The sequence below is a fragment of the Paralteromonas sediminis genome, from assembly GCF_003820355.1.
GTDB classification, from domain to species: domain Bacteria; phylum Pseudomonadota; class Gammaproteobacteria; order Enterobacterales; family Alteromonadaceae; genus Alteromonas_F; species Alteromonas_F sediminis.
This window is the reverse complement of the sequence record NZ_RPOK01000004.1, coordinates 62,480-74,581: the sequence shown is the minus strand read 5'-3', so window position 1 is coordinate 74,581 and position 12,102 is coordinate 62,480. Positions and strand designations below refer to the sequence as shown.

The 12,102-nt window shown below is 44.8% G+C and carries 10 protein-coding genes; 7 read left to right on the top strand and 3 right to left on the bottom strand.

What is annotated here, in order from left to right:
* Positions 1-207: 207 nt before the first annotated feature.
* Positions 208-1,395 carry a succinyl-diaminopimelate desuccinylase gene (dapE, locus tag DRW07_RS12455; RefSeq protein ID WP_124028264.1) on the top strand — a complete coding sequence of 396 codons (1,188 nt, stop codon included), beginning with the start codon at positions 208-210 and terminating at the stop codon, positions 1,393-1,395.
* Here the strand turns inward: dapE and olsF are convergent.
* The 3 genes from olsF to rpsT form a co-directional block, all read right to left on the bottom strand.
* Positions 1,392-3,110: a bifunctional ornithine lipid synthase OlsF gene (gene olsF / locus DRW07_RS12450; RefSeq protein ID WP_124028263.1), complete on the bottom strand. Its 1,719-nt coding sequence runs from the start codon at positions 3,108-3,110 to the stop codon at positions 1,392-1,394. The two genes, dapE and olsF, sit on opposite strands and share 4 nt — an antisense overlap.
* 108 nt (positions 3,111-3,218) lie before the next feature.
* Positions 3,219-4,022, bottom strand: a complete 804-nt coding sequence (locus DRW07_RS12445; RefSeq protein WP_124028262.1) for a UDP-2,3-diacylglucosamine diphosphatase — start codon at positions 4,020-4,022, stop codon at positions 3,219-3,221.
* Between the two features lie 163 nt (positions 4,023-4,185).
* On the bottom strand, positions 4,186-4,446 hold the full coding sequence (rpsT, locus tag DRW07_RS12440) for a 30S ribosomal protein S20 (RefSeq protein ID WP_124028261.1): 261 nt from the start codon (positions 4,444-4,446) through the stop codon (positions 4,186-4,188).
* A gap of 172 nt (positions 4,447-4,618) precedes the next feature.
* Between rpsT and murJ the strand changes: the two genes are divergently transcribed.
* The 6 genes from murJ to ispH all read left to right on the top strand — a co-directional run bounded on the left by murJ (position 4,619) and on the right by ispH (position 12,000).
* Positions 4,619-6,220 carry a murein biosynthesis integral membrane protein MurJ gene (murJ, locus tag DRW07_RS12435; protein ID WP_124028736.1) on the top strand — a complete coding sequence of 534 codons (1,602 nt, stop codon included), beginning with the start codon at positions 4,619-4,621 and terminating at the stop codon, positions 6,218-6,220.
* A gap of 87 nt (positions 6,221-6,307) precedes the next feature.
* Positions 6,308-7,234 carry a bifunctional riboflavin kinase/FAD synthetase gene (gene ribF, locus DRW07_RS12430; RefSeq protein WP_124028260.1) on the top strand — a complete coding sequence of 309 codons (927 nt, stop codon included), beginning with the start codon at positions 6,308-6,310 and terminating at the stop codon, positions 7,232-7,234.
* 25 nt (positions 7,235-7,259) lie between these two features.
* Positions 7,260-10,085 (top strand): isoleucine--tRNA ligase, encoded by a 2,826-nt coding sequence (gene ileS, locus DRW07_RS12425; RefSeq protein ID WP_124028259.1) that lies wholly within the window; start codon positions 7,260-7,262, stop codon positions 10,083-10,085.
* On the top strand, positions 10,078-10,602 hold the full coding sequence (gene lspA / locus DRW07_RS12420; protein WP_240630621.1) for a signal peptidase II: 525 nt from the start codon (positions 10,078-10,080) through the stop codon (positions 10,600-10,602). The genes ileS and lspA overlap by 8 nt, the downstream gene beginning before the upstream one ends.
* Positions 10,599-11,036, top strand: a complete 438-nt coding sequence (gene fkpB / locus DRW07_RS12415; RefSeq protein ID WP_124028258.1) for an FKBP-type peptidyl-prolyl cis-trans isomerase — start codon at positions 10,599-10,601, stop codon at positions 11,034-11,036. The genes lspA and fkpB overlap by 4 nt, the downstream gene beginning before the upstream one ends.
* A gap of 19 nt (positions 11,037-11,055) precedes the next feature.
* Positions 11,056-12,000, top strand: coding sequence for a 4-hydroxy-3-methylbut-2-enyl diphosphate reductase (gene ispH / locus DRW07_RS12410; RefSeq protein ID WP_124028257.1), 945 nt, complete (start codon positions 11,056-11,058; stop codon positions 11,998-12,000).
* Positions 12,001-12,102: the final 102 nt, after the last annotated feature.

Sequence of the window (12,102 nt, the reverse complement as noted above, 5' to 3'; positions counted from 1 at the left end):
CCACAATATTAGTAGTATTAAAGGGATGAGGATAATAATTCTTAGCACACTAGCTTCCTTTGTTTTCTTTTCTAATACACATACGAGATCGAATTAATACTGGCTCATTGTCATCGTTTTGTCTCAAAACCTTTATCACATTGTCATGCCAGCCTATCAAGCTATGAGCTTAGATGTAAATTAATTCGCATAGTCAGTGTGACATTCATGTCTATACCTAGTACTTACTTAGCACAACCTAGTGCAAGTCTGCGCCACGCTATCAGCTTAATGCAGATCAATTCAATCACGCCTTTTGATAATGGCTGTCAGGATTATTTGACCCAATTTTTGACCCCTCTGGGCTTTCACTGCAAAACTGTGAGGGTAAATGGTGTCAGCAACTTGATTGCACGACGTGGCAAAGGAAAGAGGCATATTGCGTTTAGCGGACATACTGATGTAGTACCACCAGGACCGCTCGCCCGTTGGAAGTTTGAGCCATTTTCAGCAACAGTCAGCAATAATGTGTTGTATGGACGTGGCGCAGCAGATATGAAAACAGGGATTGCCGCCATGCTAGCAGCATGTGAACGCATACTTCCTTTTGTCGAGCACGATGATACTTCTTTTTGGTGGTTAATCACGTCTGATGAAGAGGGTGAAGCTGAATTTGGTAGCAAGTGGATCAGTGAGTATTTGACAGCAAAGGGGATAAACCTGAGCAGTGTAGTTGTCGGTGAGCCTACAGGTAGCGCTATCACTGGTGACACAATAAAAGTAGGCCGGAGGGGGTCATTGTCTGGAGAAATTATTTTGCATGGCAAACAAGGACACGTTGCATACCCACACTCAAGTGTAAATGCATTGCATTTAGCGGCAAACTTTATTCAAGCGATGGCGGCTCATGCATGGGACAGAGGCAGTGCGGACTTTCCCGGTACCAGTTACCAAACCACGGGGATAGATGCTGGTGCGTTTACAGACAATTTGGTGCCAGGCCAGTGTAAAGTAAATTTCAACATCCGGTATTCAGATAAGTTCACAGAAGGGTCACTAAAAACCATAGTAGCAGAGATTTGCCATCGGGCTTTGCCGCAAAGCGCACTGCAACAGCCAGTTTCCTGGGAGCGTCCTTGTGAATCTTTCTTGAGCCAGCCTTCGCCTAAAAATTGCCTTATAAAAATTGCTGAAAGTGCTATTAAGAAGAATATTGGCCAATATCCTTTGTTGAGTACTTCGGGGGGAACGTCTGATGGAAGGTTCTTTGCTTCGCCTTCAACACAAGTCGTTGAGATAGGCGTACCTAATCATTCTATCCACCAGATCAATGAGCACATACACCTGTCAGACTTAATCACACTTGAAGACATTTATGCTGACATGTTGAAAGACTGGCTTAGTGTGAATAACTAAGCCGTTTCCTGTTTGAGCCCACTGCCCATGTAGCGTTTACGCTTTTTCTCAATAAGCTTGTCTAAGTCAGCAACTACAAGACCGTCAACACAATCATTGAAGTCAGGGTCGATGTTGAATGCTAAGAAAGCTACCCCTTCTTGCTGATACATCTCTGTGTATTGCTTATAGAGAGTGGGTACATTAACGCCCATGTTTGCCAACGTGTGTTTCAGGTGACTAAAGTCCTTTTTGTAATCTTCGCCTTGAAAAGTAGTTATCGGTTGGTTGTCGAGTTTATACGCTATCTTAGCACTGGCACTGGCCATTTTTGCAGGGAAATAGGTACTATAAAAGGACACTAGTAGATCTTTAGCGGGTTTTGGATAGGTGTCCGAAATACTCAATGGGCCAAATAAATAACGGTATTTTGGGTAGCGAGTTAAAAAGGCACCAATGCCGAACCACAGATAATCGAGCGAACGTTTTCCCCAGTACTTTGGCTGAACAAAACTTCTGCCTAACTCCAAACCCTGAGAAAAGAGTGCATCATTGCTTTCAGAGTAATCAAACAACGTACTCGAATACAAGCCCGTAGGGTGCCCGGGTTTAGTCAAAATATCAGCATCGCCTAAACGATAAGCACCAGCAATTTCTAAGTCTTTGGTATCCCACAGGACCAAATGATAGTAATGACTGTCATAAGCATCTATGTCTCGACGTTTATTGGTCCCTTCTCCTACCGCTCTAAAGGCGACTTCACGTAATCTGCCAATTTCGCGCATGATGGGGGAGGAGCCACTGTGCAGGTATAAATAGATGCGCTTACCGTCACTCGTTTCACCCAGTAACTCGCATTCGTTGATGGCATAAGAAAGCGCCTTTCTGCCTTCAGGTAAAGCAATTGATGCCTGTGTCTGAAACGGACCTTTATGGCCAGACGCTATTTTATAGAGGTGCTTTTTGAAAAGCTTTACTTGCTCTTGCGACGAAATAGATAACCCTTGATACGACGAGTAAGGGATCTCTTCGCCAATTCTCATGGGTAAATGCTTTTTGCGTTGCTTGAACATCTCCTTAACTAACAGTGCCGTTGCAAGTGGCTTGTAAATCATCGATAGACCGTAAAATAACGGCGAGTTTTTGCCGTCTATAAAAACAGGAAGAATCGGTGACTTAGTTTGTTTAGCAATACGTAAAAAACCTGAATGCCAACGCGTATCTCGAACGCCTTGAGGACGTAAACGAGATACTTCACCTGCTGGGAATATAAGTACAGCTCCTTCTTTATCGAGATGACTATGTATATTGGTTAAACAGGCTTTTGCCGTGCCTCCTTGCATGTTGTTTACGGGCAGAAGCATATTGTGCAAGGGGCTGATGGCCATCAGCATTTGATTGGCAACCACTTTTAAATCATGGCGTACTTCACTTACGAGCTTGATAAGTGCAAGTGCATCCAGTGAACCTATTGGATGATTGGCTATAATAACAACCCTGCCTTGCGCGGGGATCCTTTCCTTTTCTCTATCCCTGATCGAGTAGCTAATATTAAAGTACTCTAACACCTGTTCTACAAAATCTATGTCTTGGTAATGTGGGTAGGTGTCTGCAAACTCGTTGAATTCGCGTTCGTGCAAAAGCCGGCGCAAAACAAAGGTAACCGATTTATTTAGGATAGGTCGTTGTGCGACCTGAGGTAAGTACTTATTAACGACTTCATCGATAGTAAACATGCTTAAACCTAGCAGCTGGGTGCGCTTGTAAAACAAACGCAATCATAGAAGTGTAATGTGACGTTTTTGCAGCACATTTATGGCAAATTCTTGACACGGTCTTAATTGTTAAGCGGCTTCACCAGACAAGGCGGGTTTGCTTTTAACGAGACTAATAGCACTGCGTCTGCGAATTTCTTCCACCCAGTCAAGTAAAACTAACTCACCTTCCTGATTTTCAACCAACGCTGAGCAGTTTTCTATCCAGTCACCATCATTAACATAGTGAATGCCCTTCACATCGACTGACTCAGGGTGATGAATATGACCACAAATGACACCATCTAGTTGACGTTCTCTTGCCTCATTAGTGCAAGCTATACGGTATCGCTCAATCGCTTCATTGGCACCTTTTATATGCTGTTTGATGTAGCCAGACAGGCTCCAATAATCACCATTTTTCCACTCTCTGAACCGGTTATACCAGCGGTTGAGAAAAAGCAATAAGTCATAACCCTTGTCACCAACCCAAGCTTCTAGTCTTCCCAGTGTCACATGGCCGTCAAATTGATCGCCATGTAACACTAAATAGCGTTTGCCCTGTGATGTTTCATGCACCAATTCACGCTTTATATCAATGTCACCAAATGCCATCCCACTATATTGTTGCAACGGTGCATCGTGGTTACCTGGCAAGTAAATCAGTTTTGTGCCCTCATTACTCATGGCCATGAGCTTATGCATCACATGGTTATGTGCTTCCGGCCACCTAAATTGCTTTGACATTTGCCACATGTCAACGATATCTCCAACTAGATACAGTGTGTCGGCACTGACTACGCTTAGAAAATCGAGCAGAAACTCTGCTTTGCAGTCTCTATTGCCAAGGTGTAAGTCGGATAGCCAAATCGCTTTGTAGTGTGAGGCGCTCATAATCTTTTCCAAGTGGTCTACTTGGGATTAATAGGCTAGTCATGCGTCTTTACAATTAAGTGAAGATTAATTGAACAATCCATGACAGTTGATGACAGCTTTATTACGGGCAAAAAAAAAACGAAGCGCAATGCTTCGTTTTTGGTTTATGATTGAAACGTGCTTATAGCGCTTTAATTTGCGCAGCAAGGCGGCTCTTATGGCGAGCAGCTTTGTTTTTGTGGATCAAACCTTTAGTTGCCATTCTGTCAAGGATAGGGGTCGCAGCAGCAAATGCAGCTTGCGCACCTTCTTTATCACCTTGTTCGATCGCTGCAACGACTTTCTTGAGGCTTGTACGCGTCATAGAACGACGGCTAGCGTTGTGCTGGCGACGTTTTTCAGCTTGGATGGCACGTTTCTTAGCAGACTTAATGTTAGCCAAGGTGTAACTCCCAGATAAAAATTCATCTCAAAATTCGAGGCTGCGGATTTTGCCTATGTGAGTCGCATTTGTCAACTAGAATCTGCTGCGAAGTTTTCGCTTGCACTGAGCTCAGCATGACGCGAACATGCATGCTCTATTAAGAAAATTTTTGATTACTATTATTGAGCACATGAGCGAAACGAAAGAGAGTACACGGCATACGCACAAAAAATACCCGCCAAGCCTGATCCGCTCGGGCATGGTTGTAAGCGCAATGACACTTGTTTCTCGTGTGCTTGGGCTCATTCGCGACATTGTTGTTGCTAGATTGATGGGCGACGGTGCAGCAGCAGACGTGTTTTTCTTCGCCAATAAAATTCCAAACTTTCTGCGCAGATTATTTGCAGAAGGGGCTTTTGCACAAGCCTTTATCCCTGTGCTTACAGAAGTTCATCAACGTGGTGATAACGCTGAGTTAAAACAGTTTATTGCTAAGATTAGTGGCACATTAGGCGCCATTGTGTTTGTCGTTTCTTTATTGGGCGTACTGGCTTCACCCATACTCGCTGCTCTCTTTGGCACGGGTTGGTTTATGGCATATCTGGATGATGCGCCACAAGGGGAGAAATTTGTCCTGGCATCCTTGATGCTGAAAATCACGTTTCCTTATCTGGCTTTTATTTCACTTACAGGGCTGGCCGGAGCAATTCTCAATACGCTGAATAAGTTTGCTGTCTCGTCGTTTACGCCGGTTCTCCTCAACGTAGCGATTATTGCTTGTGCCTTATTTTTGTCTCCTCATATGTCAGAACCGGCTTTTGCGCTGGCATGGGGTGTTTTTTTGGGTGGCGTGGTTCAGTTAGTTTTTCAGTTACCTTTTCTCTATAAGGCTGGCTTATTAGTTAAACCTCAGTGGGGCTGGCGTCATCCTCAGGTGGTTAAAGTCAGAACGCTAATGATACCCGCTTTATTTGGTGTATCGGTCAGTCAAATCAACCTACTGTTGGATACCTTTATTGCCAGTTTCCTTATGACGGGTTCAATCAGCTGGCTTTATTATTCTGATAGGCTCTTGGAATTTCCATTGGGCTTGTTTGGTATTGCTATTGCAACCGTTATATTGCCGACACTTTCAAGAAACCACGTTGGTAAAAACGCACGTGCGTTTCAAAACAACATGGATTGGGCTGTCAGAGCAGTGGTTGCTGTAGGTTTACCTGCCTCTGCTGGTTTAGCTGTGTTAGCGGAACCCATTTTAAAAGTCATTTTTGAACGCGGTGCATTTACAGCTGACACAGCCAGAATGGCATCTTACAGTCTAATTGCTTACGCAATTGGTCTGCTAGGTTTTATGCTTGTGAAGGTGCTCGCACCGGGTTTCTTCAGCAGGCAGGATACGCGAACGCCGGTCAAGTTTGGCATAGTATGTATGGTGGCAAACATGATTTTCAACATCATGTTTGCAATCCCATTCGGCTACATTGGTTTAGCGCTAGCAACATCGTTATCGGGCATACTTAACGCCGCGCTACTATATATAGCCTTGCACAGGCAACAGGTTTATTGCTTGTCTGGAACGAGTCTTGTATTCATAGGCAAAGTGGCGTTTGCGACTGCTTGCATGGTGGCTGTCTTGCTCTACCTGTCAGAGTTCCATGACTATCAGGAGGTGGGCCTCACCAAGCAAATTGAGCAATTGGTACTGAGTATAGGCAGTGCCGCTGGCGTTTATCTTTTTGTCGCATTTGCGACAGGAATTCGTCTGAAAGACTTAAAACCCATAAATCCTTAAAGATTAACTCGGTATATGCTTTTTATATAGGCAGGTGTTGTTTATAATCGCCTGCTTTGATGGCAAATCACCGAGACGTAAAACCGAGTGGAACTTGTTCGAGGATTACATAATTTATCGCCCGATCATGCTGGTTGTGTATTGACGATCGGTAAATTTGATGGTGTGCATAAAGGCCATCAGGCTGTCTTACTGAATCTTCGAGAAAAAGCGAAACAACTCAAACTCCCCGCGGTAGTTATGGTTTTTGAGCCACAACCCGAAGAAGTTTTCACCCCTCAATCTGCACCTGCGAGGCTGACTACCTTAAGAGATAAGATCGAATTGTTGACGGCGCAGGGTATTGAACGCTTGGTAGTGGTAAGGTTCAACGCTGCTTTTGCATCCCAATCGCCAGAAACTTTTATACATGACTTGCTGGTTGATAAGCTGGGTGTGAAATTCTTAGTGGTAGGTGATGATTTTCGGTTTGGAAAGCAAAGAACAGGTGACTTTTCAATGCTTGAACAAGCAGGAAAGGCACAAGGATTTGATGTCGTTAGCACAGCCAGCTTTCGTCTTGCGGATTGCAGAATAAGTTCGACTGCTATTCGAGAAGCCTTACACAACAGCGATTTTGAACTCGCTGCAGATATGTTAGGTCGTCCATTTGTGTTTACTGGCAAAGTCATACACGGCGAAAAAAAAGGCAGAACGATAGGGTTCCCGACCGCTAATATGCGAATGAATCGATGCAGCACACCATTGAAAGGTGTGTTTGCCGTTCGCGTGCAGGTAAATGGCGATACCTATAAAGGGGTAGCCAATATCGGGCAACGGCCCACGCTTAACGGCGAAAGAATGCAACTTGAAGTGCATATTTTTAACTTCAACGCATCTTTATACGGGCAGGTAATACGCGTTATTCCAGAAGCCAAGATAAGACCAGAAAAGAAATTTGCATCATTTGATGCGTTGAAAAAACAAATTGTGTTGGATGCTTGCGAAGCGCAAACGCTGCTAGCATCTATGTAGTAAAACTGACGGAAAATAGACACCCATGACTGATTACAAACCGACCCTAAATTTGCCTGACACTGCATTTCCAATGCGCGGCAATTTGGCTCAACGTGAGCCTGAAATGCTTAAGAAATGGTACGGGGATGATTTGTACAATAAAATTAGACAGGCCAAAAAAGGAAAAAAAGCATTTAATCTGCACGACGGCCCTCCCTATGCGAACGGCAATATTCACATTGGTCATGCGGTTAATAAAATTCTCAAAGATATTATCGTTAAATCAAAGACGCTGTCTGACTTTGATGCGCCTTTTGTACCAGGGTGGGATTGTCATGGTTTGCCTATTGAGCTTGTTGTAGAGAAAAAAGCGGGCAAACCTGGTCACAAAGTCTCTCATTCTGCATTCAGAGAAAAATGCCGCCACTATGCGCAAACGCAAGTCGACGGTCAAATGGCTGACTTTAAACGATTGGGTATCGTAGGCGATTGGGATAATCCTTACAAAACGATGGATTTTTCCTCTGAAGCCAACATCATTCGAGCGTTGGGCAGAATAGCCGAATCAGGTCATATGGAAAAAGGTTTTAAACCTGTGCACTGGTGTACCGATTGCGGATCGTCACTGGCCGAAGCAGAAGTCGAGTATAAAGACAAAGTGTCTCCAGCCATTGATGTGCGGTTTCCCTTTATCGATAATGGCGAGATAGCGTCTATTTTTGGTATTTCCGACGCCGAGCTAGAAGGTGCATCAAATGGCGTTGTGATTTGGACAACCACTCCTTGGACATTGCCTGCTAACAGAGCTATCAGCTTGCATCCTGAGTTGCCCTATGCATTAGTGAAAACTCATGGAGAGCAGGCGGCCATCTACATCATTGCATCGGATTTGGTTGAATCCTGCATGACGCGATACGGTGTAGAGTCGCATGAAATACTCGCTGAGGTTCAGGGTGCTGCGCTTGAAAAAGTCCAGGTACAACATCCCTTCTTAGATATTCATGTTCCCTTGATATTAGGGGAACACGTGACGACTGAATCCGGTACTGGGTGTGTGCATACAGCACCCGCTCACGGTGTGGATGATTTCAATGTAGGAAAGCAATACGACATCGAAGTCTATAATCCAGTCGGCAATAATGGCGTCTATGTTGATGGCACCCCATTTTTTGCAGGGCAACATGTGTTTAAGGCGAATAATCCGATTGTTGCCTTGCTTGAAGAGAAAAGCATGTTGGTACTGAATGTTGCCTATGAGCACAGTTACCCACACTGCTGGCGCCATAAAACGCCAATCATTTTCCGTGCTACACCACAATGGTTTGTCAGCATGGACAATGCTGGATTGCGTGACCAATCACTCGAACAGATAAAGCAGACAGATTGGATACCAGAGTGGGGTGAAGGACGGATTCAGGGTATGGTTGAAGGACGGCCAGACTGGTGTATCTCCAGACAGCGCACCTGGGGTGTGCCTATGCCGCTCTTCATTCATAAGCAGACTGGCGAATTACACCCAAACACCAGCGATATCATTGAGCAAGTTGCGTCATTGGTCGAAAAGTCGGGTATCCAAGCCTGGTGGGATGCTTCAGATGAAAGCCTGTTGAGTGAAGACGCTGCACAATATGAGCGAGTGACTGATACGCTGGACGTTTGGTTTGACTCGGGCGTTACCCATTATTTTGTCACTGATTGTCGAGACGAATTGGTCGCTCCAGCTGATTTGTATCTTGAAGGATCTGATCAGCATCGTGGCTGGTTTATGTCTTCGCTAATGACTTCCACTGCTATGCATGGCAAAGCGCCTTACAAAGCCGTATTGACACATGGCTTTACCGTTGATGCCAATGGTAAAAAAATGTCAAAGAGCTTGGGCAACGTAGTGGCCCCTCAAGAAGTCACCAATAAGTTAGGTGCTGATATTCTTCGTTTATGGGTGGCCTCAACGGACTACCGCGGTGAGATGACAGTATCAAACGATATTTTGAAACGCGCAGCCGACGCTTATAGAAGGATACGTAACACAGCGAGATTTTTGTTAGCGAATCTGAATGGCTTCAATCCGAAAACCGATCAGGTACCCGCATCGCAGCTGGTAGAGCTTGATAAATGGATTATTGATAGAACCAAAGTGCTGCAGTCGCAAATAGTCTCTGCTTACAACAATTATGACATGCTAGGTGTATCACAAGGCTTAATGCAGTTTTGTTCGGTAGACTTGGGCAGTTTTTATCTGGACATTATCAAAGATAGACAGTACACCGCAAAAGCGGAAGGTATGGCGCGCCGCTCATGCCAAACTGCTATGTATCATATTGTAGAAGCCTTGGTGCGCTGGATGGCCCCTATCATGAGTTTTACCGCTCAGGAAATTTGGCAAGTTATGCCGGGTGAACGAGGGGAGTATGTTTTCACTGAAACTTGGTATGACGGTTTGGACGCTGTGTCTGGAGATCGTCAGCTGAGTGACGACTATTGGAAACGTGTCATGCAGGTTAAGACAGCAGTTAACGCAACGCTCGAACAGGCGAGGAACGATAAAACGATTGGTGGCTCCCTAGAAGCATCGATTACGCTGTATGTGGATGCAGATATGCAAACTCTGCTAAGCACGCTTGAAGATGAATTGCGTTTTGTGTTGATTGCATCTGACGTGACATTACAAGATTATGCTGGCAAGCCTGACAGTGTAGCCGACACAGAGGTGCCTGGACTCGCGGTTCAAGTGAATAAAGCCTCTGGCACTAAATGCGTGCGATGCTGGCACCATAAGGAAGAAGTAGGCACTATCCAAGCCCATCCTGAGCTGTGTGGACGCTGCGTTACTAATGTAGACGGAGAAGGGGAGTCTCGCCGTTATGCCTAATGGAGCGGGTAGTGTAATCATGGGTACAGGTTTGCGCTTTTTATGGATAAGCATCTTGGTGTTTATCCTTGATCAATGGACCAAAATTGCGATTGTTGACGCGATGACCTTGTTTGAATCAAGACAGGTTTTGCCCTTTTTTAACCTTACCTACGTTCACAATTACGGTGCTGCATTTAGTTTTTTGCACAGTGCTGGTGGATGGCAACGGTGGTTTTTTACAGCTATTGCACTGGGCGTTAGCATCATGATTTTATGGTGGTTAAAACAAACGCCCAAACAGCAATTGTTGTTACCTATTGCATTTAGTTTTGTGCTGGGTGGCGCATTGGGCAATGTTTATGATCGAATTGCCTATGGTTACGTAATTGACTTTCTCGACTTTTATATCAACGACTGGCATTGGCCCGCTTTCAATATTGCTGATAGCGCTATATTTATTGGTGCCGCACTGTTGATTATTGATATGTTTGTTAATAAAGAAAGCAATGATAACGGAGAGGGTAGTGAAAAATGAGTGAGATCACAAACGACAGCCAGGTGATTTTACATTTTGATCTTAAGCTCGAAGATGGTTCTGCCGCCGATAGTACCCGCATGAATGATAAACCGGCCAAACTAATAATGGGAGACGGTAGCCTGACACCCAATTTTGAGCGTTGCCTTTTGGGCTTAAAGGTGGGCGACAAAAAAGCATTTACCCTAGCGCCTCAGGATGCATTTGGTTTTCCCAATCCAGATAATGTATATTATATGGACAGAAGTAAGTTTGGTGCGGACACGCCTGTAGAGGATGGAGCGATAATTGCATTTTCGCAGCCTGACGGAACAGAGTTACCTGGCATCATTAGAAGCGCGGCTGGTGACTCTGTCACTGTCGACTTTAATCATCCATTGGCAGGTCAGACGGTGATATTCGATGTGGAAGTCATCGATGTTATAAACCAATAAAGGAATTGATGAGATAAGTATGCAGGTTCACTTAGCCAATCCCAGAGGGTTTTGTGCTGGCGTCGACCGCGCCATCACTATTGTGGAAAGAGCATTAGAGATGTTCCCCCCGCCGATTTATGTTCGTCATGAGGTGGTGCACAATCGCTTCGTTGTCGATGGATTAAAACAGCGCGGTGCGAAATTTGTTGATGAATTGAGCGAAGTGCCCAATGATAGCTTGGTGATTTTTTCCGCACATGGTGTCTCGCAGGCGGTGCGAAAAGAAGCAGAAGGCCGGGGGCTTAAGGTGTTTGATGCCACTTGCCCTTTGGTCACAAAAGTCCATATGGAAGTGACCCGGGCAAGCAAGAAAGGAATTGAATGCGTTCTTATTGGGCATCATGGACACCCTGAAGTCGAGGGTACCATGGGACAATATGACAACCCCAATGGCGGAATATACCTGGTTGAATCGATAGAAGACGTAGAGCGTTTGCAGGTTATTAATCCGGAGAAGCTGTATTACTGCAGTCAAACCACCTTGTCTGTTGATGATACGGCTGAAGTTATCGATGCCTTAAGGCAGCGTTTTCCCGCGATAGAGGGGCCGCGTAAGGACGATATTTGTTATGCTACTCAAAATAGGCAAGACTCTGTCAGGGAACTGGCGCAAGAGTGTGATGTAGTATTGGTGGTGGGTGCGCAGAATAGCTCTAATTCTAATAGACTCAGAGAGTTGGCTGACAAAATAGGCGCTACAGCTTATTTAATTGCTGACGCGAATTGTCTTCAAAAGCAATGGTTTGATAATGCTAGAAACGTTGGCGTAACGGCTGGAGCATCTGCGCCGGAAGTGCTTGTGCAGGGTGTGGTTGAACGATTGAAAGAGTGGGGCGCATTAACTGTTAATGAACGTACTGGCAGGGAAGAAAGTATCGAATTTGCTGTTCCTAAAGAGTTAAGGGTGAAGCTGGTAAGCTAGATTCGGATAACAATTTATAACCAGCAATAAGATTGTATACTTTCTGCCTAGATGTACTAATGTATATTAGTTATGCGAAGTGTTTTTTCGTAATGATTGGGT